The following is a 26,638-nucleotide window of genomic DNA, read 5'->3' as shown; positions in this document are numbered from 1 at the left end:
TGTCATGATTGCGTTAACTGCGGGTTTGCGTCGTTATACGGCGAACAGTACCGGGCTTTATCTGACCCGCATTTTTCTGGCGCTGGCGGGCGCGGCCGCCTTTCCCTGGTGGATCCAGCAGGTTGTCTGGACATTACCGCTTACGCTGGGCGTGGTCGCCGCCGCGCTGGCCGATCTTGATGACCGCTTTACTGGCCGATTGCGCAATCTGTTTATCACGCTGCTCTGTTTTTGCATCGCTTCGGTTTCGGTAGAGTTACTTTTCCCCTGGCCCTGGCTATTTATTCTCGGCCTGGCGATTTCTACCTGGGGTTTTATTTTGCTGGGCGCGCTTGGCCAGCGCTATGCCACTATCGCCTTTGGCGCGCTGCTGATTGCTATTTACACCATGCTTGGCGCGGGTCTCTTTTCGCAGTGGTATCTCCAGCCGATCCTGCTGCTGCTGGGCGCTGTCTGGTATAACCTGCTAACGCTGACAGGACACCTGCTGTTTCCTATTCGTCCGTTACAGGAGAACATGGCGCGCAGCTACAGCATGCTGGCTAATTACCTGGACGCCAAGGCCAGCCTGTTTGATCCCGATACGGAAGAAAACGACGACGGCGGGCTGGTTGAAGTGGCGATGGCTAACAGCAAGCTGGTGGCCGTGCTTAATGAGACGAAAACCTCAATTCAGAGTCGGTTACGCGGCGATCGCGGGCAACGCGGTACACGGCGAACATTGCATTACTATTTTGTCGCGCAGGATATTCATGAACGCGCCAGCTCTTCTCATGTGCAATACCATGCCCTGCGTCAGGAGTGGCGCTACAGCGAAATCCTGTTTCGTTTTCAGCGTTTGTTGACCATGCAGGCGCGCGCCTGTCGTCAGCTTTCCGATGCGATTCTGCTGCAGCGCAGCTATCAGCATGATATGCGTTTTGAGCGCGCTTTTAATCATCTGCAGGCGGCGCTGGATCGGCTGCCTGATACAACGCAAGATAAAGCGCGACAAAAAGCGCTGCGATATTTACTGCGCAATTTAAAAGCAATTGATGCCCAGCTGGCGACGATAGAATCAGAACAAGCGCTGGAGCAGGCGCATCGGGACGGCAGCGATACGCACCTCTCCAGCGAGGGATTAACCGGCTGGAGCGATATTCGTCTGCGCATTAGTCGTCATTTAACGCCAGAATCACCGCTTTTTCGTCATGCCGTGCGGATGTCGCTGGTGCTGTGCGTTGGCTACGCCTTTATTCAGTTGACCGGTCTGGAGCGTGGCTACTGGATCCTGTTGACCAGCCTGTTTGTTTGCCAGCCCGGCTATAACGCAACGCGCCGCCGCCTGGCGCTGCGCATTATTGGCACCTTAACCGGCATCGCTATTGGTTTGCCGGTTTTATGGCTGGTGCCTTCTGTGGATGGGCAGCTGCTGCTGATTGTGCTGTCAGGCGTGCTGTTTTTTGCTTTCCGCCAGGTACAGTATGCGCATGCCACTATGTTCATCACGCTGCTGGTACTGCTCTGCTTTAATTTGCTGGGCGAAGGCTTCGATGTGGCGGTTCCCCGTATTGTCGACACGCTGTTGGGCTGTGGCATCGCCTGGCTGGCGGTCAGTTTTATCTGGCCAGACTGGCGTTTCCGACGCCTGCCGGCGGTGGCGGAAAAAACCTTAACGGCTAACTGCCGATATCTGGATGCAATTCTGGAACAGTATCACCAGGGGAAAGATAACCGCCTGGCCTACCGTATTGCGCGTCGCGACGCGCATAACGGTGATGCCGAGCTGGCCTCGGTGGTTTCCAACCTTTCAACCGAAATGCGCCCGGATCCGCAGCTGCGTGAAGCGGCATTTCGTCTGCTCTGCCTGAATCACTCTTTTTTAAGCTACATCTCCGCATTAGGCGCGCATCGTGAAAAAATAACGCAGCCAGAGCTGCTGGCGCTACTGGATGATGCCGTCTGCTATGTTGATGATGTATTACAGATAGATATCGTCAGCGAGCAGCAAGCGCAGCGGATGATGGGTGAGCTTGCTACCCGTATTGGGGGGTTTGACAGCGAGGCGGATTCACAGGCGCAGCTGGTATTACAACAAATCGGTTTGTTGATTGCGCTGTTGCCCGAAATTGCTCGCCTGAAAAAGCAGCTGGCCTCCCGTTCCGCCGGTTAGTTTTGTCGTGCTTTTTCCACATGCACGGCGCAATTAAACCAGTTACGCAGCTCTTCTTTTATCTCTGCGGGCAGGGCCGCCTGATGATGACCAGAAATCGCGCCCTGCAGAGCCATTAAACAGTTCAGCCCCAGGTGCTGGTTACGCATCCTTAAGCGTAGCCAGCACCGCTTTGCTCCCGCCTCGCGCAGTGCATATACGCTGTTGATGCCGATCTCGCGCAACAGCATTTCCATGCGAATGCCCAGATTAGGCAGATCTTTAAGGCGTACATTATTTTGGCGCGCACTTTTTTGCTGCTGCGCCAGCGCCAGCGCCGATTTTGACAGTCTGATCAACAACGGCCGGTTGTTCCATAACGCTTCATCAATATGGTAATAACGTAATTCTACCGCGATGCCGCGTTTATCGATAACCAGCGGCGTTAACGATTGCGTACGGAGATAGCGCGTTAGCGTTTCGCTGGCTCGCAGATAGAGTTCGCCATCGGTAATCAAGGCGAACACCACTTTTTCCACGGCCAGGCTATAGCCGCCGAATTGCGAGCGCACGGTAATATTGCCTAATGCCGCCAGCTGCTGTTTTGATTGAATTATCCGTTGGTAAGAATCCATATGCTGCTCCTTTTCCTTAAGAAACCTAAACTAACCTACTGTTTTCCATCAGCTAAAACATAGGCAATTCTAATTAATGGTTCAATTGTTAAATGAGCTTGCATTCATTTGCATGTGAAAAGTGCGAGACGTTTTCAAAAAAATGAGGTTGATCTTAAGCGCTCAGCGCATTACTGTATATCCATACAGTAACCACATGAGCTGATAATCATGCGTACTCATTTACTGAAGTCTTCTGTTGCTCGTTCTGCTTTGCCTGGCCATTCTCGCGTTGCCGTATCGCCGGTCTTAACAACCGGTTGGATCAGCGAGCTAAGCTATAGCGAAGCTCAGCCAGGGCTAACGCAGCTGTTACTCCTGCCGCTATTACAGCAGTTAGGTACGCAGTCGCGCTGGCAGCTTTGGCTAACGCCGCCGCAAAAGATCAGCCGGCAGTGGCTTAAGGCTTCGGGCCTGCCGCTGAATAAGATGATGCAGCTCCCTTATCATCAAGCGTTCAGTACGGTTGAGGCGATGATAAAAGCGCTGCAAACAGGGAATTACAGTGTGGTTTTGGGCTGGTTTGCTAATGATATAAGCGAAAACGATCGTCGTCGGCTTGAAGAAGCAGCCTCTGCAGGGCAGGCTCTTGGACTCATAATGCGACCCCAAACTGGCGCTACTTGTCCCAGCGGACAAAAAAATCGGCTGAAAATTCACTCAACTTTGTATCATTAAGTAAATATAAGATAAATCTCAGCTAAAAATTCTCACTTTCTTTTGATAACCCGCTGATTCTACTCTCACGCGGCTAAGCCTCGCTTTTGCCGCGCTAAATAACCTTTTTTAGCTCGTTAAAACGGGTGACTATTGTTAAAATTTATGTCTGAAACGCCCTTTTTTTGCCGAGCGCCTTCACATCTTACTTGTAAGTTTCTCGCCACGTTGTAGACTTTATCTCGCCAGGGTGCTCAATAACCTCCGTTTTCCGGTAGAGTAATAATCGAGCAAAAGGACCCGGCGAAGGATTACAACCAAGAGCTTAATTTAAGCTCCTTGCCTATTTGGATGATAACGAGGCGCAAAAAATGAAAAAGACAGCTATCGCAATTGCAGTGGCACTGGCTGGCTTCGCTACCGTAGCGCAGGCCGCACCGAAAGATGACACCTGGTATACCGGTGCCAAACTGGGCTGGTCTCAGTATCACGATACTGGTTACTACGGTAACAACTACGTGAACAACGATGGCCCGACTCACGAAAGCCAGCTGGGCGCTGGTGCATTCGTTGGTTATCAGGCTAACCCGTACCTGGGCTTCGAACTGGGTTATGACTGGCTTGGCCGCATGCCTAACAAAGGCAACGTAGTTAACGGCGCATTTAAAGCACAGGGCATCCAGCTGGCAGCGAAACTGAGCTACCCGATCATGGATGACCTGGACGTTTATACCCGTCTGGGTGGTATGGTATGGCGCGCTGATTCTACTCAGCACGTTGTGGGTACCAACATCAGCCGTAACGACCACGACACCGGCGTTTCTCCGCTGGCAGCCGTTGGTGTTGAATACGCACTGAACAAAAACTGGGCTACCCGTCTGGACTACCAGTGGGTTAACAACATCGGTGACGCAGGTACCGTTGGTACTCGTCCTGACAACGCCATGCTGAGCTTAGGTCTGTCTTACCGTTTCGGTCAGGACGATGCAGCAGCTCCGGTTGTAGCGCCGACTCCTGCTCCGGCTCCGGTTGTTGAAACCAAACACTTCACGCTGAAATCAGACGTGCTGTTCACCTTCAACAAAGCAACCCTGAAAGGCGAAGGCCAGCAGGCGCTGGATCAGCTGTACTCTCAGCTGAGCTCAATGGATCCGAAAGACGGTTCCGTTGTTGTTCTGGGCTACACTGACCATATCGGTTCTGAGCAGTACAACCAGAAGCTGTCTGAAAAACGCGCTCAGTCTGTGGTTGACTACCTGGTATCTAAAGGTATCCCGTCTGACAAGATCTCTGCACGTGGCATGGGTGAATCTAATCCGGTTACCGGCAACACCTGTGACAGCGTGAAAGGCCGTAACGCCCTGATCGACTGCCTGGGTCCGGATCGTCGCGTAGAAATCGAAGTTAAAGGTTTGAAAGACGTTGTTACCCAGCCGCAGGCTTAAGTAATACGTTAAGAAAAACCCCGCTCCGGCGGGGTTTTTTATTGGCTGCTTAATGGAAAAAACGCTTATTTTTCCTTTTCCCGCATTAGCTCACATCGTCTTTGCCTAAAATAGCCTGCAGATCCTGACGTAGCGTCGACATCTGGCTGGCATATTTTTCTTTTCGCTCAGCATCCTCAATCAACTGTACGATAGTATCCGATAAGGTGCTGTTGCGACGCTGCGCCAGCCCCGCCAGCCGTTGCCACACCAGATATTCTAAATCGATCGATTTCTTACGCGTGTGCTGATGCTCGGCATTAAAGTGACGTTTACGGCGCGCACGAATCGTCTGCTTCATACGGTTTTCCAGCGCCGGATTAATATGTTGCTCAATCCATTTCAACACCTCTACCGGATGGTTTTCCATGGCCAGCAAAGCCCTGACGGCTTCCTGTGCGGCGCTGATTTCAATGTAACGGGTGATCGGCTCCCCTTCCCGGTATTTTTTTACCAGGTATTTCCATTTCCATCCGCTTTCAAGATTTTCCAGCTGCTGATATTTCATCGGAATCTCATCATGAGCAGGTAACAAACTAAGAATAACAGCTTTTTTACGACTTGCGGCAGAGAAAGGCGCAGCGGCGACTCCGCTACTCTGCTGAGAATCAGTCTAATCTCTGCCGTGCGTAACAGCCTGAAAAGCTGTATAATCGCGCTTTTCATTTATTCAGACAAATACGATTACTTTGACCAGCAACCGACTTGCATGGCAGGCGCTACAGCCTGATGCCGAAAGCTTCCAGCCTCTTTTTTCCCGCGTCTTTAGCGATAATATCGGCGATATTCTCCCCGACGTTCAGCCTCGTCTGTTTGATGCAGCCAGCCTGCTGCATAACAGCAGCGCGCCTTTTTCACTGATGCTGATACGCTGTGCGGAAAACAGTGAGAATCTGTCATTGCTGGCGCAGACATTACAGCATAACAGTAGCCAGACGGAAGCGCTTTACGGCGGTAACTATCTGATTAATGACGAACAGATAACCTGGCAGCCTGCCAAATCAGCAGATGATCCCTTCGCCAGTCGCGGCGGCGTACATTTCGCCGACTGGATCGAGTCTGAGCAGCTATTTGGCTGCGTACGTATTTTTTCCCAACGCATCAGCCTGCAGCCGGGTCTGATCCATCGGGCTAACGGCGGCATCTTAATGCTTTCGTTGCGCGCTCTGCTGGCCCAACCGCTGCTGTGGCTGCGGCTGAAGCAGACCATTGCCCAGCAGCGTTTCGACTGGCTATCGCCTGATGAATCGCGCCCGCTGCCGGTGACCATCCCCTCAATGCCGTTGCAGTTAAAACTGGTGCTGTGCGGCGATCGTGACGCCCTGGCTGACTTTCAGGAGATGGAGCCTGAGCTGGCGGCGCTGGCAATCTACAGCGAATATGAAGAGAGCCTGCAGCTCGACGAAGAAGAAGATATGGCGTTATGGTGTCGCTGGGTAACCGCGCTGGCGCGGCAGGCGGGCTTACCGCCAATTGCCGCTGACTTCTGGCCAGCCCTGCTGCAGGAGGCCGTGCGCTATAGCGGCGACCGCGAAACACTTCCGCTCTGCCCGGCCTGGCTTGGTCGCCAGCTGCGCGATGCTGCCTTATATGGTGAGCAGCTGGATGCCGCCGCGCTTCAGGCCGCTCTGGACGCGCGCCTGTGGCGCGAAAGTTTCCTGCCCGATCGTATGCGTGATGAGATTCTTCTTGATCAGGTTCTTATTGAAACAGAAGGCGCCGTGGTAGGGCAAATCAACGGCCTGTCGGTCATTGAGTTTCCCGGACATCCGCGCGCGTTCGGCGAGCCTTCGCGTATCAGCTGCGTGGTACACGTGGGCGATGGCGAGTTTACTGACGTTGAGCGCAAGGCTGAGCTGGGCGGCAACATTCATGCTAAAGGCATGATGATTATGCAGGCGTTTTTGATTGCAGAACTGGAGCTGGATCAGCAACTGCCCTTCTCCGCTTCGCTGGTATTTGAGCAGTCCTATTCGGAAGTAGACGGCGACAGCGCCTCTCTTGCCGAACTGTGCGCGCTGGTCAGCGCGCTGGCCGGAGAGCCTATTAATCAGCAAATTGCGGTAACCGGCTCGGTGGATCAGTTCGGTCATGTGCAGCCGGTAGGCGGCCTGAATGAAAAAATCGAAGGCTTTTTCGAGATCTGCCAGCAGCGAGGCTTAACCGGTCAGCAGGGCGTGATTATCCCTGCTGCCAATGTGCGACATCTCTGCCTGCAACAGCAAATTGTTGATGCGGTACAGGCGGGAGAGTTTCATATCTGGGCCGTCAGTGAGGTGGATGAAGCGCTGCCGTTGCTCACCGGCGTTCCGTGGAAAAAAGATGATGCTCCCTGCCTGTTACAAACTATCCAGGCGCGCATCACAGAATTTAATCAGCAGGAGGCGCGCCAGCGTCCCTGGCCTCTACGTTGGCTAAACTGGTTTAACCACAGCTGATCGGAGTTGTTCAGCTTACACCTGTTAGCTAATGTTCGTGATTCACTAAAAAAAGGCTTATTGAAACATGGTAGATAAACGCGAATCCTATACAAAAGAAGACCTGATTGCCTCTGGTCGCGGCGAGCTGTTTGGTGCTGAAGGCCCGCCGCTGCCGTCTGGCAATATGCTGATGATGGACCGCGTGGTCAAAATGAGCGAAGAAGGCGGCAATTACAACAAAGGTTATGTTGAAGCCGAGCTGGATATCAATCCTGATCTCTGGTTCTTCGCCTGTCACTTTATTGGCGATCCGGTGATGCCGGGCTGTCTGGGCCTGGATGCGATGTGGCAGCTGGTTGGTTTCTATCTCGGCTGGCTGGGTGCAGAAGGCAAAGGCCGTGCGCTGGGCGTAGGCGAAGTGAAATTTACCGGTCAGGTTCTGCCTACGGCGAAAAAAGTGACCTATCGTATTCACTTCAAGCGCGTTATCAACCGTAAACTGGTGATGGGCGTGGCCGATGGCGAAGTGCTGGTTGACGGTAACGTTATCTATACCGCCAGCGATCTGAAAGTGGGTCTGTTTAAAGATACCAACGCTTTTTGATGCAGTGAATTAAAAACCTCCGCAAATGCGGAGGTTATCCTTTTTATGACAGGCCGTCAGACCATCGAGGCACTTACGCTAACTGCCCTGTCCTCCATGGCTTTTCGCCAACCTCCCAACCAGTGAGACCGAGCCTCAATCATTTGATAAGGACACATTTCTTTTGAACGCCCGGTGATGCCAGCCTGATAGCCTCGTGAATGTGCTCGTTCCAGGCGGTCTCGTTTCTGTCTCTTCATGCCTCATTTCCCTCATTCAGGTATGGTGGAACTGGTGGAAAGAAAACAATGGTCACAAAGTGCGCAACCACTTTTCTTTTCTACCCCTATCGCTGAAAAAGATCAATGCGCAAATTTCACGCCACTGTCATACAGGCAGGCTATTTTTAAAGGTTTTTCTGCGGTGAAAATCTGCGGGTGGGATAACGGAATGATCTGCAATAAAAATTCCGGTCAGCGAACGCACTATGCGCTGCCGAACCGGAATTCACTGTTAAGAAAAATTAATTACTTCTTATGGCACTAAACGCTGTCGCTATACGCTGCGCTTGCTGTTGCCATCCCTGCGCCAGGGTTCTGACCATCGCATCATAGCCATCTTCCTGCTGCGGCAGCGTCAGATTAAAGTTCTGACGCGTAATTTGCCCGTTATGCTCCAGCGTCCAGCTGCCGCTAATGATCGCCTGGCCATCATAACGTCCGTGGAAGCCAGTAACATTAACGTTCAACGTATCGTGCTGCTCACCCAGCGGCGTGGTGGAGATCAGCCTGCCCGGCAATGCATTACTCAGGTTGGTTACCAGCGTTTGCTGTAGTTGCTGATCGAGCGGACTGGCCCACAGATTGCTGGTGGCGACAACATATTTAACGTCGCTGGTCTGATAAACCACGCCATTGCCTGCCAGATAATCAGGCACCGAAACGCGCTCGATCCAGATCGGCAACGCATTATTTACCATCAACGCGCTCTGGCTAACCGGCGCAACCGCCGACGTTGCCGCCGGCAGCTGATACAGGGTGGTTTGCGTGTTACTGCTGCAGGCGCTCAGCGCCAGCACCAGCAATGGCATCCATTTCATCATTGTTTCGCCCTCTTCGGCTGTGGGTCTTCGCCCGGTTTAGCTTCAAATACCAGCGCATTGCTCTTTTGATTGAGCGTTTTCAGCACCGGCTGCAGCTCACGCAGCACCTGATCCAGTCGTTGCATATCGCCAACCAGCTTGTTGTAGGCCGGAGAGCCGGGCTGCAAACCTTTCATACTGCGGTTCAGCTCGCGCAGCGTTTGCTGCATATCCTGCGGCAGCTGCTGCATCGACGGGCTGGCGGTGATTTTATTCACGTTGTCCAGCGTCTTTTGCAGCTCGCGCAGGGTACGCTGGCTCTCTTTCAGCGTGCCGGTGGCCTGATTAATCATAGGATTCAGCGGCAGATTATTAATCTTATCCAGCGCATCCATAAGCTTCTGCTGAATCTGACTCAGACCGCCGCTAACGGTAGGAATGATCTCCAGTCCGGCAACTTTTTCCGGGCCTTTATACTGCGGCGCGTTGTCATAGAAATCGAGATCGATATACAACGAGCCGGAAAGCAGGTTGCCGGTTTTCAACGAAGCACGCAGGCCGCGTTTTTTGCCGTCGCGCAGATGCTGGCGAATATCAAAGTCACCGCCCAGGCGGTTAACAAAGCGATCGGGTTCAATACGCACCAGAACCGGAATACGGTAATCCGTATTCAGCGACTGATTCCAGCCCGGAACGGTATAAGGCACCTGCGCCACTGTTCCCAGACGGATGCCGCGGAACTCTACCGGCGCACCTGGCTGCAGCCCACGAATCGAATCGCTAAAGAACATCAGGAAATCCAGATGCGTGGTATACAGCGAGTCCTGGATGCTGCGCTGATCGTCATACAGATGGTATTCCGCTTTGTTTTCTGCCGGTACACCCAGCTCCCAGCCGTCAGGCACGTCAAAACTGACGCCGCCGCTGAACAGCGTGGTTAATGAGCCCATCTCCACACGCATGCCGGAGGCGGACATCTCTACGGCGATGCCGCTGTCTTTCCAGAAACGCACATTTGAGGTAACCAGGCGATCGTAGGGCGCGGCGACAAACAGCTGATACTGCATTGCGCGTTTATCCGCATCAAAGCTGCTGGTTTCCACTGAACCCACACGATAGCCGCGGAACAGGACCGGATCGCCAGGGGTGAGCTGGCCCGCCTTGGTGCTGTCGAGCACAATACGGATACCTTTCGCATCCGGCGGCGCCAGCGGCGGCGAATCCAGCAGTTTATATTGTTCTGGCTTTTCGCCTTTGCTGCCGGGCTGCAGTTCAATATAAGCGCCAGATAATAACGTGCCCAGACCGGTGATGCCTTCGCGTCCTACCTGCGGCTTCACTACCCAGAAGGCGCTGTCACCATGCAGCAGCTTCTCCATTCCCGCGTTAAGGCGGGCTTTGATTTCTACATGATGCAAATCGTCAGTTAATACCGCGCTCTCCACCACGCCCACATCAACGCTGCGGCTTTTAATGGCCGTTTTACCGCCTACGATGCCTTCGGCATTGGTGGTAATCAGCGTCACTTCTGGTCCCTGATGGCTGAAATGATAAAACAGGATCCAGGCGCCAATCAGCACGGTAACAAGAGGAATGATCCACACCGGTGACCAGCGCTTGATCTGATCGACCTTCGCAACGCCGTGATTATTTTCCGTCAAGGCTCGGCTCCTTCAGATTATTTTCTGGTTCACGATCCCACGTCAGACGCGGATCAAACGTCATGGCGGCAAACATGGTCAGAATGACCACCGCCGCAAACAAGAGTGCGCCTGGCGCAGGATAGATATTCATTAACTGTCCGATACGCACCAGCGCGGAAAGTACCGCAATCACAAAAACGTCGATCATTGACCAACGCCCCACAAACTCCACCACCTCATAAATCAGGTGCATTTTTTCGCTGTCTCGCCTGCCATGCCCCCGCGCATCCCAGCACAGCCAGCCAATCGCCAACATTTTCAACGACGGCACCATAATACTGGCGATAAAAATCACCAGCGCCACCGGATAAGAGCCATCGCTCCAGAGCAGGATCACCCCGCCCATAATATTGGAGTTCATCCTGTCGCCGAGCGCTTCGGTGACCATAATCGGCAGGATATTGGCGGGGATGTAGATCATAATAGAGGTGAACAGCAGCGCCAGCGTCCATTGCAGACTGTGCCGCCGACGCGCATGGCCTGTTGTGCCGCAGCGTGGACAGAGATAACGATCGGCCGGCAGCACCGCTGTACAGCACGGACAGGATCGCAGCCCCTGTTTCAGACCGCTGATGCCCGCCTGCGGCGCAGCTGGCAGCGGCGGTTCAGGCGCTATCTGACGCCACAGCCAGCGCCGATCGACACACTGAAAGGCACGCAGCTGCAGCAGACAGAATAAACACCAGGGTAAAAAGCTGCTGCCGATACCAATATCGCCGTAAGCCATCAGCTTAACAAAGCTAACCAGCACGCCTGCGAGGAAGATTTCCGCCATCCCCCAGCTTCTGAGCTGAAACAGAATGCGGGCGGTAGCAATTTGCAGACGCTGCGGCAACGGTAGCCGATTCACCAGCAGCAGGATCGCAACCATGCAAAAGGCCGGCACCGCCTGAACAAACAGCATAAACAGCGTGGCGAGACTGGCGTAGTGCTCTGAGACCATGACCTGTGGAATTTCCATCAGGGTGATTTCACTGCTCAGGCCCGACACGTGCATATTGACGAAAGGAAACAGGTTTGCCAGCAGCAACATAAACAGCGCAGCCAGCGCATAGCCGGAGGGCCGCTTGCGCGGCTCGCTCCAGTTAGCGGTTAGCGTAGTATGACAGCGTGGACAGCTGGCTTTCTGACCAATGGCAACCGATGGCAACTGCGTCATCAGGTCACACTGTGGACAAAGCATCCAGTGTTGCGGGTGTTCAGCTGAACACATACCCTACTCCCGGTTTCAGCCGCCGTTTTTCAGCGATTCAAGATATTCCCAGCGTTCAAACGCGGTTTCCAGCTGCTGTTCCGCTTCTGCCAGCGCTGTTACCACCGGCTGCGTTTTCTCATGCGGCTGGGTGAAAAAGTTAGCATCCGCCATCTGCAGTTGCAGCTGCTCTATCTGCTTTTCCAGCGCTTCCAGCTGTTGCGGCAGCTGATCCAGTTCACGCTGCAGCTTATAGCTTAGTTTAGTGCCGGACGCTTTTACTTCGTTTTTAACCGTCTGGTTTTTTACTGGCTTCTCTGCTGCCGCCACGGTTTTCACCGGCGCAGCGCGACTCTGACGTGAAGCGGCGCGCTGCTGTTGCGCATCATGATAGCCGCCGACAAAGGTGCCGATATCGCCATTGCCTTCAAAGATCCAGCATTCGGTAACGGTATTATCTACAAACTGACGATCGTGGCTGACCAGCAGCACGGTGCCCTGATAGCCATCAATCAGCTCCTCCAGCAGCTCCAGCGTTTCAACATCCAGGTCGTTAGTTGGCTCATCGAGAATCAACAGGTTGCTGGGCTTCAGGAACAGACGCGCCAGCAGCAGGCGGTTGCGCTCTCCGCCGGAAAGCGCCCTGACCGGCGTCATCGCCCGCTTCGGATGGAACAGGAACTCCTGCAGGTAGCCCAGAACATGACGTGGCTTACCGTTTACCATCACTTCCTGCTTGCCTTCCGCAAGGTTATCCATCACGGTGCGATCCGGATCCAGGATGGCACGGTGCTGATCGAAATAGGCCACTTCCAGTTTGCTGCCGCCGTGCACGCGGCCGCTGTCCGCCTTGAGCTGTCCCAGCATCAGCTTCAGTAACGTGGTTTTACCGCAGCCGTTAGGACCAATCAGCGCAATCTTATCGCCACGCTGTACCTGCGCGCTAAAGTCTCTGACCAGCGTGCGGTCGCCAATGCTGTAATTGACGTTTTCCAGTTCAAAGACGATTTTGCCGGAGCGCGATGCTTCTTCAACCTGCATCTGCGCTTTGCCCATCACCTCACGACGTTCTGAACGCTCGCGACGCAGCGCTTTCAGAGCGCGGACGCGACCTTCGTTACGGGTACGACGCGCTTTGATACCCTGGCGGATCCAGACTTCTTCCTGTGCCAGCTTGCGGTCAAATTCAGCGTTTTGCATCTCTTCAACGCGCAGCGCTTCCTCTTTCCCTTCCAGATATTTGTCATAGTCGCCTGGCCAGGAGACCAGTTTGCCGCGATCGAGATCGACAATACGCGTTGCCATATTGCGGATAAAAGAACGGTCATGCGAAATAAAGACGATGCTGCCCTGGAAGGTTTTCAGGAAATTTTCCAGCCAGTCAATGGTTTCAATATCCAGGTGGTTGGTTGGCTCATCCAGCATCAACACACGCGGATTACTCACCAGCGCACGTCCCAGCGCAGCTTTACGCAGCCAGCCGCCGGAAAGCGACGACAGCTCAACCTCCGGCTCCAGGCCAATCTGTTGCAGCACATCGTTAATGCGCGATTCCAGCTGCCACAGATTATGGTGATCCAGCAGCGACTGCAGGCGTGCCATCTCATTTAGGTTTTTCTCGCTCGGATCTTCCATCACCACATGCGAAATCGCGTGATAGGCTTTCAGATGCTCAGCCTGCTCGGCCACGCCTTCAGCCACAAAATCATATACCGTGCCGGCGATATTGCGCGGCGGATCCTGTTGCAGACGCGCCACCACCAGATCCTGCTCGTAAATAATCCGACCATCATCCAGCGGTTGCTCGCCGTTAATGATTTTCATCAGCGTGGATTTACCGGCGCCGTTGCGCCCGACCAGACAGACGCGTTCGTTCTCTTCGATATGCAGCTCGGCATAATTCAGCAACGGCGCATCGCTGAACGAAAGGTAGGCATTGTGAATACTAATCAGTGACATACAGCTTATTCCTTACCGGCGTGCGTAATCAGCCAGCAGTTGTGAATATGACGGTTGCGGGCAAAATCCTGCGACTGTGTTTTCGCGGTGATCTCCTGTGCATGCAGGCCGAGCGTGGCCAGCCCCGGATGATCCATTTTAAAACCGCGTTTGTTGTTCGAGAACATTATGGTGCCGCCCGCGCGCAGCAGGCGTTTGAGATCGCGCATCAGCTGCAAATGATCGCGCTGAACGTCAAAACTCTCTTCCATGCGTTTGGAGTTGGAGAAGGTCGGCGGATCGATAAAGATCAGATCAAATTGTTCGTTGCTCTCACGCAGCCAGCTCAGGCAATCCGCCTGCATCAGCCGGTGCTGACGGCCGCTCAGACCATTCAGACGCATATTACGTTCCGCCCACTCCAGATAGGTACGGGACATATCCACGGTCGTGGTGGAACGTGCGCCGCCAAGTCCGGCATGGACGCTGGCGCTGCCGGTATAGGCAAACAGGTTGAGGAAATCTTTGCCTTTGCTCATTTGCCCCAGCATACGACGGGCAAGACGGTGATCGATAAACAGGCCGGTATCAAGATAGTCGGTGAGGTTCACCAGGAAGCGGGCGTTAAACTCGCGCACTTCAAAATATTCGCCTTTTTCACCCAGCTTCTGATACTGGCTTTTGCCTTTCTGCTTTTCACGGGTTTTCAGCACCAAACGGTTCGCCGGCAGCTCCAGCACCGTCAGCGTGGCGCTAATCACATCAAACAGACGCTGGCGCGCCTTCATGGCATCAATGGTTTTCGGCGGCGCATACTCCTGGATCACCACCCAGTCGGCATAGCGATCCACGGCCACGTTATATTCCGGCAAATCGGCGTCATACAGGCGATAGCACTCAATGCCCTCCTGACGCGCCCATTTATCCAGTTTCTTCATGTTTTTGCGCAGGCGGTTGGCGTAATCTTCCGCCATCTGAGCCGGAACGCCATCACCGCTGATGACCGCCAGCTGATAATTTTTCTGTACGCAGTCCAGCGGACCGTTTTTCGCTTTGAACTGGCGATCGGCGCGTAGCTGTAAACAGCTCAGCAGGTCGGGCGAGGCGCTAAACAGCGAGAGATTCCAGCCGCCAAACTGGCTTTTCATTACGCGTCCCAGCAGGCTGTGCAGAGCGATCAGCGCCGGCTCGCTTTCCAGACGTTCACCATACGGCGGGTTGCTGATAACGGTACCGGCTGGCCCCTGCGGCAGCGGATTGCTGAGCTGCGCAACATCCTGTACGGCAAAAGTGAACAGATCGGCCACGCCAGCACGACGGGCGTTGCCGCGCGCGCGCTCCAGCACACGCTCATCGTTATCGTAACCAAAGAAGCGTGACGTAGTTTGCGCAACTCCCTGGCGGGCGCGGGTTTGCGCTTCGTCAATCAGCTCGCGCCACAGCTCAGGCTGATGCGCTTTCCAGCCGTGAAAACCCCAGTGGCGGCGATTCAGGCCCGGCGCGCGATCGCTGGCGATCAGCGCCGCCTCGATCAGCAGCGTGCCGGAGCCGCACATTGGATCGAGCAGCGGCGCGCCTGGCTGCCAGCCGGAACGCAGCACCGTGGCCGCCGCCAGGTTTTCTTTCATCGGCGCGAGGCCGGTTTGCTGGCGGTAGCCGCGCTGATGCATGCCTTCGCCACTGAGATCGAGCGCGATGCTGGCGGTATCTTTATTCAGCCAGACATTAATCCGCACATCCGGCTGCTCGCGATCGACATCCGGGCGCGGAAGATTTTTACGGGTGAAGCTATCGACAATCGCATCCTTTACTTTCAATGCGCCAAACTGGCTGTTACGAATCGCTTCGTTGGTGCCGCTGAAATGCACGGCAAAGGTTCCGTCAATCAGGTTGGTCCAGTCAATCGCCTGCGCGCCGAGGTAGAGATCGAGATCGCTGTATACCGCGCATTCGCTGAGCGGCAGCAGAATACGCGATGCCAGCCGGCTCCACAGCAGACTGCGGTACATCAAACGATCGTCTCCCTGAAAATGTACGCCGCCCTGGACAACCTGCAGGTTCTGCGCCCCCAGCGTTTCCAGTTCACTCTTTAATAGCTCTTCGAGCCCACGCGCCGTACTGGCAAACAGAGAATTCATATCGTCACTTACAGTATTGGGAAAATTGCTGCGCATTATAGCTAATCACCGCCGCATGTCATAAAGTTAGCTTCCTTTAGCCGCAGATTCCTGTTGTCGTGGCCGGGCGCCGCAACAGCACAGCATGGAGAGCCTTATGATCGTCCTGTCACGCCTGTTTATTCATCCGGTTAAATCGATGCGGGGGCTACAGCTTTCGCATGCGCTGGTTCAGGAGAGCGGGCTGGCTTTTGATCGCCTGTTTATGTTGACGACGCAGGATGGCACTTTTATCACTGCCCGCCAGTATCCTCAGCTGGTGCAGTTTACTCCGGCGCTCATTGCTGACGGGCTGTGGCTTCAGGCGCCCGATAACAGCAGCGCCGCCCTGCGCTTTGCCGACTTCCAGCCGCAGGAGGCTGAAACCGAAGTCTGGGGCAATCATTTTACCGCCCGTATCGCCCCGCAGCCGATCAATGCGTGGCTGAGCGGTTTTTTCCCCATCCCGGTACAACTGCGCTGGACCGGTCCGGAAATGACGCGTCGGGTTAAGCGTCAGCCACAGGTGCCGCTGGGCTTTGCCGACGGTTATCCTTTCTTGCTGATGAACGAGGCCTCGCTCTACGATCTGCAGCAGCATTGCCCGGCCAGCGTTCGGCTGGAGCAGTTTCGCCCGAATCTGGTGGTTACCGGCGCGCGCGCCTGGGAAGAGGATAGCTGGCAGCGCTTACGTATCGGCGAAGTGGAATTTGAGGTCGCCAAGCCCTGTAGCCGCTGTATCTTTACCACCATCAGCCCTGAACGCGGGCTAAAACATCCTGACGGCGAACCGCTTAAAACGCTGCAAGCCTTCCGCAGCGCACAGGATGGCAGCGGCGATGTCGACTTTGGCCTGAATTTGCTGGCCTGCAATAGCGGCGTAATACGCGTCGGCGATACGCTGGAAACGATCGCAACGCAGCCGGCGCGCCGCTATGGCGCAGGTCGGGTTGTGGAAACGCTGGCGATAAAACAGGAAGCGGAGCAACAGGTCACCATTAACTATCGCGGCAACCGGTTTAGCGGAAACAATCAGCAGCTGCTACTGGAACAGCTGGAAATGCAGGGTCACCGCATTCCCTACTCCTGTCGCGCCGGTCTGTGCGGCAGTTGTAAAATGCAGCTGATTTCTGGCAAAGTGAAAGCGTTAAAGCAGGATGCGGTGCGTAACGACGGCACCGTTTTAAGCTGCAGCTGTATTCCGGACGGCGATATCGAGCTGGCTTAAGGCACCGGGTCAGTTAGCCGGCCCATGCGTAACGCTGCGCCTGTTCCGCCTGCCACGGTTGCAGGCGGTCATGCATAATTTTAATCGCATCGCCCAGCACCATGGTTTTACCCGCGATCTGCAGTTCGGGCTGAGCCAGCACGCAAAGCGCGGCGTTCTCTCCCGCCTCGATAACTAACATCCTCGCCTCTTCGCCGTTCTCCTCCAGCGTGACCGTTACCAGGTCGCTAACGCCGGGCTGCCAGGTTTGACGCTGGCAAACGCGAAAATGCCAGCTTTTCGGCATCAGCGGTTTCATAAAGCGCCAGGCGACCAATGCATTCAGCAGCAGCTCATCACACTGCTCTTCGCTGAGCGAAGTTTCGCGGCAGATCTCCTGCCAGGATAATAACTGCGCCGCATCGTCAACATTAAAAACCGCCTCGCTAAAGGCATCCGGCGTCAACATTTTGCGGGAAAAACGGGAGCGAAACAGCATACCATCCGCCAGGTCGAGCATCATACGATCCTGCTCTGCATCGAAAAACCAACGCCATTTGTCGTCAGGTTTTATCTTCATGGTTTGCCTTACTACAGTTGAGGGTTGCAAAAACAGGCTACTTTATTGCGCGATATCAATTGAACTGACAGCGCTCAAAACATAAAAAAGAATTAACCTGCCGCGAATAATATTTCCTGAAACGAACAAGGAATAGACAAAATATAAACCAGCCGGGAACAGATTAAAAGCCCCCGGCCAGATTCTTCAAAAAAGGTCAGAGATGAGTCACAATCTCTTTTACCAAATCCGGGCCTTTATAAATAAAGCCGGAATAAATTTGTACCAGCGTTGCGCCGGCAGCTATTTTTTCACGCGCTGCCATCAGTGAGTCGATACCGCCTACGCCAATAATCGGCAATTTGTCCTGCAGCTCCTGCGCCAGACGGCGAATCACTTCGGTGCTACGCTGCTGCACCGGACGCCCACTAAGACCACCCGCCTCTTCGCTATATTTCAATCCATTCACCAGCGAACGATCCAGCGTGGTATTTGTGGCGATGACGCCATCAATTTGATGACGAACCAGGCTATCGGCAATCTGCACCAATTCCTCTTCCGAAAGATCGGGCGCAATTTTTACCGCAACCGGCACATATTTCAGATGGCGCTTTTCCAGAATCTTCTGCTGTGCTTTTATTGCCATCAGTAAGTCGTCCAGCGCCTCACCATATTGCAGGGTTCTTAAACCCGGCGTATTCGGCGAGGAGATATTAACGGCAATATAACCGGCGTGAGGGTAGACTTTTTCCATACAGGCCAAATAATCATCTTTGCCCTGCTCTACCGGCGTATCTTTATTTTTGCCGATATTAATGCCCACTATGCCATTAAAGTTGGCGCGCTTAACGTTTTCAACCAGCTGATGCACGCCCAGATTATTAAATCCCATGCGGTTAATAATCCCTTCCGCTTCAATCAGGCGGAACAGACGCGGCTTGTCGTTACCCGGCTGCGGACGAGGCGTGACCGTTCCCACCTCAACAAAACCGAAGCCCATCGCGCCGAACGCATTAATACACTCGCCGTTTTTATCCAGCCCGGCTGCCAGGCCAAGCGCATTTTTGAAAGTCAGCCCCATACATTTAACGGGACGTGCAGGCAAGCGCTGGCGAATCAGCCCTTCCAGCGGCGTACCGCCGATGCGGCGTAGCTGCTGTAGCGTCAGTTCATGGGCGTGCTCAGCGTCGAGACGGAACAAAGCTTTACGTGCGAGGGGGTAAAACATGGACTCTCCTGAATTCCCGGTGGCAAACGGGGCGGTATTATCCGGTATAACCACCATAAAAAGCCAGAATTGTTAAACCAGCGCTCCTTTAGCACACCTTTTCCCCTCGCTGTTCTGCCTTAGCGCAAAAACAGCTTTTTATTGCCGGATAAATCATTTAAAAGCCGCCGCACGCGCTATCAGGATGCAACTATTCGTTCTCAATACTTTTTAATCGATAACTAATGATTATAAGGAGTGGCTATACATTGCAGGCGCTGACTGAAAACTCTGATGTCAGCAGAGCTTCACCGTTCTGCTGGTAACTCATCAACGGTGACGGCAGGCATTAAAAAGGGCAGCTATGGCTGCCCTGAAAAGTTTTCCTGACTCAAGTGCCGGGCGACCGGCAGCGGAACGTTTTTGTAAGGATGCCTTAAACCGCGCTTTGTACATCTTTATGCTCTGCCAGTGCTCAACTCACGCTGAGTTCGTCGCCCTTTAAGGTGATTACGCGCTTAACGCCTTACTGATTTTCTCATAGAGATCGCCAGAGAGATTGTCCAGATCGCGCAGTTGCTCCAGCGCTTCGCGCATCATACGCTGACGATCGTCATCGTAACGTTTCAGACGAATCAGCGGCTCAATCATTCGCGCCGCCACCTGAGGGTTACGACTATTGAGATCGGTCAGCATCTCTACCAGGAAGCGATAGCCGCTTCCGTCCCTGGCATGGAAAGCCGCCGGGTTAGCCGAGGCGAAAGCGCCAATCAGAGAACGCACGCGGTTTGGATTGCCCATGCTGAAGGAGCGATGATTCAGCAACGCACGCACGCGCGTCAGCACATCCAGCGACGGACTGGTGGCCTGCAGCGTAAACCACTTATCCATTACCAGGCCATCCTTATGCCAGCGCTCATCCCATGCGCTCAGCATCTCATTACGACAGTCAAGCTGCGCCATAACCGCCGCTGAAAGCGCCGCCAGCGCATCGGTCATATTATTAGCCTGCTGATACTGCGCCTGGACCAGACGGTTTGCCAGTGTCGCGTCGCCCAGCGCCAGATAGCTCAGGCAGACATTTTTCAGCGCACGTTTGCCAATATCCGCATGTTCGACACGATACTCCGGCGTTTGATACGCGTTATAGACAGCCAGCCACTCATCAGCCAGTTCAACGGCCAGCGTACGCATCAGCGCATCCCGCACCGCAGCGTTAGCTTCCGGATCGATAGTATCGAACAGGGCAGCAATTTCATTTTCGCTCGGTAAGGTGAGGATCAACGCCATCAGCGCCGGATCGCTATGTTCATCCAGCAGCACCGCGCGGAAAGCATCAGCCACGTGCAGCGGCAATGATAACGCCTGCCCTTGCTGGAAACGCGCCACGTTGAGCTTGATATAGGTCGCCAGCAGGCTTTGCGCGGCGTCCCAGCGCGAAAAATCGTTACGCGCATGGCGCATCAGAAAGGTTAACTGAGCATCGCTCCAGTTGTAATCCAGCTTAACCGGCGCGGAGAACTCACGCAGCAGCGAAGGCACCGGCTGGTGCCAGACCTTATCGAAAATAAAGGTCTGGAACTCTTCCGTCACGTTCAGAACATGATGAACGGGCTCACCGTTGTGCTGAAGCGGAATCGGCTCGCCCCGATCATCATACAGCTCAATATCGAGCGGAATATGCAGCGGCAGCTTCTCCTGCTGATCGGCTGTTGGCGGCGTCGTTTGCGTAACGTGCAGCGTATATTGCTCTAGCTCCGGATTATAATCGTCACGCACGCTCAGCACCGGCGTACCGGACTGGCTGTACCAGCGGCGGAACTGCGTCAGATCGATGTGGGAAGCATCCTCCATCGCCTGTACAAAGTCGTCACAGGTGGCAGCGCTGCCGTCGTGGCGCTCAAAATAGAGCTGCATCCCTTTCTGGAAATTCTCTTCGCCCAGCAGCGTATGCAGCATGCGGATCACTTCCGAACCCTTTTCATACACCGTAAGCGTATAGAAATTGTTCATTTCAATAACCCGCTCGGGACGAATCGGATGCGCCATCGGACTGGCGTCCTCAGCAAACTGCGCGCCACGCATAATGCGCACGTTATCAATGCGGTTAACCGCACGCGAGCCGAGATCGGAGCTGAACTCCTGGTCACGGAATACCGTCAACCCCTCTTTCAGGCTGAGCTGGAACCAGTCACGGCAGGTGACGCGGTTACCGGTCCAGTTATGGAAATATTCGTGGCCGATCACCGCTTCAATGCCAAGGTAATCTTTGTCGGTTGCGGTTTCCGCTTTTGCCAGCACATATTTGGAGTTAAAGATATTCAGACCTTTATTCTCCATTGCGCCCATATTAAAGAAATCCACCGCGACGATCATAAAGACGTCAAGGTCATACTCCAGGCCAAAGCGCTCTTCGTCCCATTTCATGCTGTTTTTCAGCGAGGTCATCGCCCAGTCTGCACGGTCGAGGTTACCGCGATCCACGTAGATCTCCAGTGCGACATCGCGGCCAGAGCGGGTAGTAAAGCTATCGCGCAGCACGTCGAAATCGCCGGCAACCAGCGCAAACAGATAACAGGGTTTAGGGAAAGGATCCTGCCACTTAATCCAGTGGCGTCCATCATCCATCTGTCCGGCATCAACGCGGTTGCCGTTTGACAGCAGGAACGGATAACGCGCCCGATCGGCAATCAGCGTCGTGGTGAAACGCGCCAGCACATCGGGACGATCCAGATACCAGGTAATATGACGGAAACCTTCCGCCTCGCACTGCGTACAAAGCGCCTCGCCAGATTGATACAATCCCTCCAGCGCGCTGTTTTTATCCGGGTGAATATCGTTGATGATGTGCAGCGTGAAATTATCCGGCAGGCCAGTGAGCACCAACGCGCCCTCTTCCAGGCGGTAAGCCTCCCACGGCTGATCATCAACCCTCAGCGAGACCAGCGTTAACTCGCCACCGTCCAGACGCAGCTCGGCCTGATTCGCGCCAAGGCGTTTAACCCTGCTGACAGCGGTGACACGGGTCACGCTGGCGTCCAGATTAAAGGTCAGGTCAATATCTGTGATGGTGTAATCTGGAGCCCGGTAGTCATGGCGGTACTTTACTTGCGGCTTTTGCGTCATAAACTCTTCTCGTATCAACAATGGTTTAACCCGCTAAGTCTATTCCGGTTGCGCCTGGCTTGCCATGTTGAAACCCAGCTTTTCGCAGTTAATGCTACATCCTGTTTACAATGGCACGTTTCCTCTCGACCTCCCACCGGGTTTTATGCTGTGATTGGCTTCTATTAATCTGCTGGCAGGTTATACTTTTTATCTTTGCGACCTGTATACACCTACGGAAACGCCCCGCGCGAGAGGATGCTGAAACGCACCATGACACGATACGCTTCCCCGATTTTAACCACGCTGCTTGATACCGATGCCTACAAGCTTCATATGCAACAGGCTGTGTTTCATCGTTATCACGACGTGACCGTTACCGCAGAATTCCGTTGCCGGGGCGACGATCTGTTAGGTATCTATGCCGATGAAATTAGCGCTCAGATCGCGCTGATGAGCCAGTTGGCGCTTTCTGATGATGAATACGCCTGGCTTGCTGGCCTGCCCTTTTTTAAAACGGATTACCTGGACTGGTTGAAAACCTTTCGCTATAACCCGGACCAGGTAAAAGTACGTAATCATGCGGGCAAGCTGGATATTCGTATCAGCGGCCCGTGGCGCGAAGTGATTATGTGGGAAGTTCCGCTGCTGGCGCTGATTAGCGAAGTGGTTCATCGTCATCGTTCGCCGCAGGCGACGCCGGAAATGGCCGTGGATCGCCTGCTGGAAAAAATCAGCAGCTTTAAGCTGCTCACGCAGAATATCGATATGTCGCGCTTCCGCCTGATGGATTTCGGCACCCGACGTCGTTTCTCGCGCGATGTGCAGTTGGCTATTGTCAGTACGCTGCAGCGCGATTTCCCGTGGCTTATCGGCTCCAGCAATTATGATATTGCTCGTCAGCTGGCGATTACGCCGGTAGGTACCCAGGCGCACGAGTGGTTCCAGGCGCATCAGCAAATCAGTCCGGTATTAGCTAACAGTCAACGCGCGGCGTTACAGGCCTGGCTGGATGAGTATGACGACAGGCTCGGCATTGCCCTGACCGATTGCATCACCATGGATGCTTTTCTGCGTGATTTTGGACCCGGCTTTGCCCATCGCTATCAGGGTCTGCGTCATGACTCAGGCGATCCGGTGGAATGGGGTGAAAAGGCGCTGGCGCATTATCAAAAGCTGAATATCGATCCGCAAACCAAAACGCTGGTGTTTTCCGATAACCTCGACTTCACCAAAGCGGTGGATCTCTATCGCCACTTTGGTCAGCGCACCAATGTTGTTTTCGGTATTGGCACCCGCCTCACCTGCGATATTCCCGGCGTTAAGCCGCTTAATATTGTGATCAAGCTGGTGGAATGCAATGGCAAACCGGTGGCTAAACTTTCCGACAGCCCGGGCAAAACTATCTGCCAGGATAAAGCCTTTGTGCGCGCATTGCGTAAAGCCTTCGATCTTCCCCTGGTGAAAAAAGCCAGCTAACGCTTATGGCCAGCGCGATTTTTCAGCGCGCTGGCGATTATTTTCTTCTCTAATATTCATTAATTCGTGAAATAAAAAGAAAACTGTTGCCTGACGGTGAATTCTGCTTGTGTCCTGCCGGACGGCAAGTAACATAGATTAACCCTAAATTCGGGGTTAACCTGTTTATTTTCGAACTAATAAAGAGAGAACTTTATGAGCGTTGTGCCTGTAGCGGACGTACTGCTCGGCCAGGTTGCGGTTGGCGAAGAAGTCACCGTGCGCGGTTGGGTACGTACCCGAAGAGATTCAAAAGCCGGTATTTCCTTTGTCGCCGTGTATGACGGCTCCTGCTTTAATCCCGTTCAGGCTGTCGTCAATAATTCTCTGCCTAATTACCAGAGCGAAGTGCTGCGTTTAACAACCGGTTGTTCCGTTATCGTCACGGGCAACGTAGTTGAATCTCCGGGCCAGGGACAGAGTTTTGAGATTCAGGCGACGGCTATTGAGGTGGTTGGCTGGGTAGAAGATCCCGATACCTATCCGATGGCGGCAAAACGTCACAGTATTGAGTATCTGCGCGAAGTTGCTCACCTGCGTCCGCGTACCAATCTCATTGGCGCCGTTGCGCGTGTGCGCCATACGCTGGCTCAGGCGCTGCACCGCTTTTTCCATGAAAATGGTTACTTCTGGGTTTCCACGCCGCTGATCACCGCATCCGATACCGAAGGTGCCGGTGAAATGTTCCGTGTCTCTACGCTGGATTTAGAGAACCTGCCGCGTGATGCGCAGGGCAAAGTTGATTTCAGTGAAGATTTCTTCGGTAAGGAAGCGTTCCTGACGGTTTCCGGGCAGCTGAATGGCGAAACCTACGCCTGCGCCTTATCAAAAATCTACACCTTTGGCCCAACCTTCCGTGCCGAAAACTCCAATACCAGTCGCCACCTGGCGGAATTCTGGATGCTGGAGCCGGAAATTGCGTTTGCTTCGCTCGACGATGCAGCGGATCTGGCAGAAGCGATGCTGAAGTATGTCTTTAAAGCGGTGTTAAGCGAGCGTGCGGACGATATGGCGTTCTTTGCCGAGCGCGTTGATAAGGAAGCCGTTAGCCGCCTGGAGAAATTCGTCACGGCAGATTTCGCCCGCGTCGATTACACCGATGCTATCGATATTCTGCTGGCCAGCGGTCAGACGTTTGAAAACCCGGTTGAGTGGGGTATCGACCTCTCTTCCGAACATGAACGCTATCTGGCGGAAAAACACTTCCAGGCGCCGGTTGTGGTGAAAAACTATCCTAAAGACATTAAGGCTTTTTATATGCGCCTTAATGAAGATGGTAAAACCGTGGCGGCGATGGATGTGCTGGCGCCAGGCATTGGTGAAATTATCGGTGGTTCACAGCGTGAAGAGCGTCTGGATGTGCTGGACCAGCGTCTCAGTGAAATGGGCCTGAATAAAGAAGATTATTGGTGGTATCGCGACCTGCGTCGTTATGGCACCGTGCCCCACTCTGGTTTTGGCTTAGGCTTTGAACGTTTGATCGCTTATGTCACCGGCGTACAAAATGTAAGGGATGTTATTCCTTTCCCACGCACACCGCGTAATGCCAGCTTCTAAAAACTGTCATTAAACATAAGAAATTCATATATATATAAAGGCTGACTTTGTCAGCCTTTTTTTATTTTTGTAAATTTTGAGGTATCTCACAAAGTTCCATTGATTTTACATTTTGAAATACATATTTTCTTTCTGAAACCACTATTAGGGTTTAGTAGCATTTTCGAGGTAGAATTACCTGGCGGCGAATGGAAAGATGCCTGCAGACACAGGAAGACACCAAACTCTGATCAAGCCTTTGTAAATAATTCTTGACGGCAGTGGCAGGTGTCCAAATAACTCCAATGAGGGTAATAAAAAATGATGAAGCGCAACATTCTGGCAGTAGTTATCCCTGCTCTGTTAGCTGCCGGTGCAGCCAACGCAGCGGAAATTTATAATAAAGACGGTAACAAGCTGGATCTGTACGGTAAAGCAGTAGGTCTGCATAAATTCTCTGATAACGATGGCGAGGATGGCGATCAGACCTATGTTCGTTTCGGCTTTAAAGGCGAAACCCAGATTAATGACCTGATGACCGGTTTCGGTCAGTGGGAATACAACGTTCAGGCAAACAATTCTGAAGGTTCTGATGCTCAGGATGGTAACAAAACCCGTCTGGGCTTTGCCGGTCTGAAATTCGGTAACTACGGTTCTTTCGATTACGGCCGTAACTACGGCGTTGCTTACGACGCGATGGCATGGACTGATATCCTGCCTGAGTTCGGTGGTGACTTTGCCCAGTCCGATACCATGACCGGCCGTACTGGCGGTGTAGCAACTTACCGTAACAGCAACTTCTTTGGTCTGGTTGATGGCTGGAATTTCGCGGTTCAGTATCAGGGTAAAAACGAGCGTGACGATCTGCAGCGCTCTAACGGCGACGGCTACGGCTTCTCAACCTCTTATGTTTCTCCGATCGGTGTTGGCATCGTAGGTGCTTACAGCTCTCAGGATCGTACCAATGCGCAGAATACTGCTGCACTGGGTAGCGGCGACCGCGCTGAATTCTGGGGCACCGCGCTGAAATATGACGCGAATAATGTTTACCTGGCTGCAAGCTATGGTGAAGGCCGTAACGCCACTCGTATCTCTGGTAACGTTGCTGGTGCTGGCGCGGTATCTGGCTTCGCGAATAAAACTCAGGATATCGAGCTGGTTGCACAGTATCAGTTTGATTTTGGCCTGCGTCCTTCACTTGCTTATGTGCAGACTAAAGGCAAAGACATTGAAGGCGTTGGTGACGTTGACCTGATTAAATATATTGATGTGGGCGCAACCTACTACTTCAACAAAAACATGTCTACCTACGTTGACTACCGTATCAACCAGATTGATGACAACAACGCACTGGGTGTGAATTCAGATGATATCGTAGCACTGGGCCTGGTTTACCAGTTCTAAGTCAGCCTGCCGCAGAGCATATTGCGCTGATAAGGTTAAAAAACGGGGCCAAAGGCCCCGTTTTTATTTGCCCTTTTTTCAAC

At 53.5% G+C, this 26,638-nt stretch carries 20 protein-coding genes; 9 read left to right on the top strand and 11 right to left on the bottom strand.

Annotated features, from left to right (window positions below):
• Nucleotides 1-4 precede the first annotated feature (4 nt).
• On the top strand, nucleotides 5-2,152 hold the full coding sequence (gene yccS, locus ACQE3Z_RS14120; protein ID WP_426974263.1) for a YccS family putative transporter: 2,148 nt from the start codon (nucleotides 5-7) through the stop codon (nucleotides 2,150-2,152).
• Here the strand turns inward: yccS and ACQE3Z_RS14115 are convergent.
• On the bottom strand, nucleotides 2,149-2,766 hold the full coding sequence (locus ACQE3Z_RS14115) for a TfoX/Sxy family DNA transformation protein (protein WP_426974262.1): 618 nt from the start codon (nucleotides 2,764-2,766) through the stop codon (nucleotides 2,149-2,151). The two genes, yccS and ACQE3Z_RS14115, sit on opposite strands and share 4 nt — an antisense overlap.
• Nucleotides 2,767-2,976: 210 nt before the next feature.
• Here ACQE3Z_RS14115 and sulA point away from each other — a divergent pair, with 210 nt between their 5' ends.
• A complete protein-coding gene (gene sulA / locus ACQE3Z_RS14110; RefSeq protein ID WP_426974261.1) occupies nucleotides 2,977-3,483 on the top strand; it encodes an SOS-induced cell division inhibitor SulA in 507 nt (168 codons plus the stop codon).
• A gap of 350 nt (nucleotides 3,484-3,833) precedes the next feature.
• A complete protein-coding gene (gene ompA / locus ACQE3Z_RS14105) occupies nucleotides 3,834-4,907 on the top strand; it encodes a porin OmpA (RefSeq protein ID WP_426974260.1) in 1,074 nt (357 codons plus the stop codon).
• Nucleotides 4,908-4,992: 85 nt separating this feature from the next.
• Here ompA and matP read toward each other — a convergent pair whose 3' ends face one another.
• Entirely contained in the window at nucleotides 4,993-5,454 is a 462-nt protein-coding gene (gene matP, locus ACQE3Z_RS14100; RefSeq protein WP_085072194.1) for a macrodomain Ter protein MatP, read from the bottom strand.
• Between the two features lie 181 nt (nucleotides 5,455-5,635).
• On the opposite strand from matP, the gene ACQE3Z_RS14095 reads away from it, so the two are divergent.
• Together ACQE3Z_RS14095 and fabA are read left to right on the top strand one after the other, a co-directional pair.
• Entirely contained in the window at nucleotides 5,636-7,384 is a 1,749-nt protein-coding gene (locus ACQE3Z_RS14095) for an AAA family ATPase (protein ID WP_426974259.1), read from the top strand.
• A gap of 67 nt (nucleotides 7,385-7,451) precedes the next feature.
• Complete coding sequence (gene fabA / locus ACQE3Z_RS14090) at nucleotides 7,452-7,970, top strand: bifunctional 3-hydroxydecanoyl-ACP dehydratase/trans-2-decenoyl-ACP isomerase (RefSeq protein ID WP_085067388.1); 519 nt, start codon at nucleotides 7,452-7,454, stop codon at nucleotides 7,968-7,970.
• 56 nt (nucleotides 7,971-8,026) lie between these two features.
• Here fabA and rmf read toward each other — a convergent pair whose 3' ends face one another.
• The 6 genes from rmf to rlmKL form a co-directional block, all read right to left on the bottom strand.
• Nucleotides 8,027-8,209 (bottom strand): ribosome modulation factor, encoded by a 183-nt coding sequence (gene rmf, locus ACQE3Z_RS14085; protein ID WP_426974258.1) that lies wholly within the window; start codon nucleotides 8,207-8,209, stop codon nucleotides 8,027-8,029.
• 263 nt (nucleotides 8,210-8,472) lie between these two features.
• On the bottom strand, nucleotides 8,473-9,051 hold the full coding sequence (gene pqiC / locus ACQE3Z_RS14080; RefSeq protein ID WP_426974257.1) for a membrane integrity-associated transporter subunit PqiC: 579 nt from the start codon (nucleotides 9,049-9,051) through the stop codon (nucleotides 8,473-8,475).
• Nucleotides 9,048-10,691: an intermembrane transport protein PqiB gene (gene pqiB / locus ACQE3Z_RS14075; RefSeq protein ID WP_426974256.1), complete on the bottom strand. Its 1,644-nt coding sequence runs from the start codon at nucleotides 10,689-10,691 to the stop codon at nucleotides 9,048-9,050. Before pqiB ends, pqiC begins: the two co-directional genes overlap by 4 nt.
• On the bottom strand, nucleotides 10,678-11,946 hold the full coding sequence (gene pqiA / locus ACQE3Z_RS14070; protein WP_426974255.1) for a membrane integrity-associated transporter subunit PqiA: 1,269 nt from the start codon (nucleotides 11,944-11,946) through the stop codon (nucleotides 10,678-10,680). Before pqiA ends, pqiB begins: the two co-directional genes overlap by 14 nt.
• Nucleotides 11,947-11,961: 15 nt before the next feature.
• Nucleotides 11,962-13,884 carry an ABC transporter ATP-binding protein gene (locus ACQE3Z_RS14065; RefSeq protein WP_426974254.1) on the bottom strand — a complete coding sequence of 641 codons (1,923 nt, stop codon included), beginning with the start codon at nucleotides 13,882-13,884 and terminating at the stop codon, nucleotides 11,962-11,964.
• 5 nt (nucleotides 13,885-13,889) lie between these two features.
• Entirely contained in the window at nucleotides 13,890-16,001 is a 2,112-nt protein-coding gene (rlmKL, locus tag ACQE3Z_RS14060; protein WP_426974253.1) for a bifunctional 23S rRNA (guanine(2069)-N(7))-methyltransferase RlmK/23S rRNA (guanine(2445)-N(2))-methyltransferase RlmL, read from the bottom strand.
• A 136-nt stretch (nucleotides 16,002-16,137) separates the two neighbouring features.
• On the opposite strand from rlmKL, the gene ACQE3Z_RS14055 reads away from it, so the two are divergent.
• Entirely contained in the window at nucleotides 16,138-17,247 is a 1,110-nt protein-coding gene (locus ACQE3Z_RS14055; RefSeq protein WP_426974252.1) for a YcbX family protein, read from the top strand.
• Nucleotides 17,248-17,260: 13 nt separating this feature from the next.
• On the opposite strand, the gene ACQE3Z_RS14050 is transcribed toward ACQE3Z_RS14055, so the two are convergent.
• The 3 genes from ACQE3Z_RS14050 to pepN all read right to left on the bottom strand — a co-directional run bounded on the left by ACQE3Z_RS14050 (nucleotide 17,261) and on the right by pepN (nucleotide 22,118).
• A complete protein-coding gene (locus ACQE3Z_RS14050; RefSeq protein ID WP_250652285.1) occupies nucleotides 17,261-17,806 on the bottom strand; it encodes a cell division protein ZapC in 546 nt (181 codons plus the stop codon).
• Nucleotides 17,807-18,002: 196 nt separating this feature from the next.
• On the bottom strand, nucleotides 18,003-19,013 hold the full coding sequence (gene pyrD, locus ACQE3Z_RS14045; RefSeq protein ID WP_426974251.1) for a quinone-dependent dihydroorotate dehydrogenase: 1,011 nt from the start codon (nucleotides 19,011-19,013) through the stop codon (nucleotides 18,003-18,005).
• Between the two features lie 489 nt (nucleotides 19,014-19,502).
• Complete coding sequence (gene pepN, locus ACQE3Z_RS14040) at nucleotides 19,503-22,118, bottom strand: aminopeptidase N (RefSeq protein ID WP_426974250.1); 2,616 nt, start codon at nucleotides 22,116-22,118, stop codon at nucleotides 19,503-19,505.
• A 252-nt stretch (nucleotides 22,119-22,370) separates the two neighbouring features.
• Here pepN and pncB point away from each other — a divergent pair, with 252 nt between their 5' ends.
• The 3 genes from pncB to ompF all read left to right on the top strand — a co-directional run bounded on the left by pncB (nucleotide 22,371) and on the right by ompF (nucleotide 26,555).
• The gene (gene pncB / locus ACQE3Z_RS14035; RefSeq protein ID WP_426974249.1) at nucleotides 22,371-23,576 is read left to right on the top strand and encodes a nicotinate phosphoribosyltransferase; all 1,206 of its coding nucleotides are present in this window, start codon (nucleotides 22,371-22,373) and stop codon (nucleotides 23,574-23,576) included.
• A 195-nt stretch (nucleotides 23,577-23,771) separates the two neighbouring features.
• Complete coding sequence (asnS, locus tag ACQE3Z_RS14030) at nucleotides 23,772-25,172, top strand: asparagine--tRNA ligase (protein WP_426974248.1); 1,401 nt, start codon at nucleotides 23,772-23,774, stop codon at nucleotides 25,170-25,172.
• Between the two features lie 300 nt (nucleotides 25,173-25,472).
• The gene (gene ompF / locus ACQE3Z_RS14025; RefSeq protein ID WP_426974247.1) at nucleotides 25,473-26,555 is read left to right on the top strand and encodes a porin OmpF; all 1,083 of its coding nucleotides are present in this window, start codon (nucleotides 25,473-25,475) and stop codon (nucleotides 26,553-26,555) included.
• The last annotated feature ends 83 nt before the right edge of the window (nucleotides 26,556-26,638 follow it).

Origin of the sequence: Pantoea sp. FN0307, assembly GCF_050113815.1 — a bacterium.
In the GTDB taxonomy this organism is placed as follows: Bacteria; Pseudomonadota; Gammaproteobacteria; order Enterobacterales; family Enterobacteriaceae; genus Mixta; species Mixta alhagi.
This window is presented reverse-complemented; position numbering and strand designations above follow the sequence as displayed.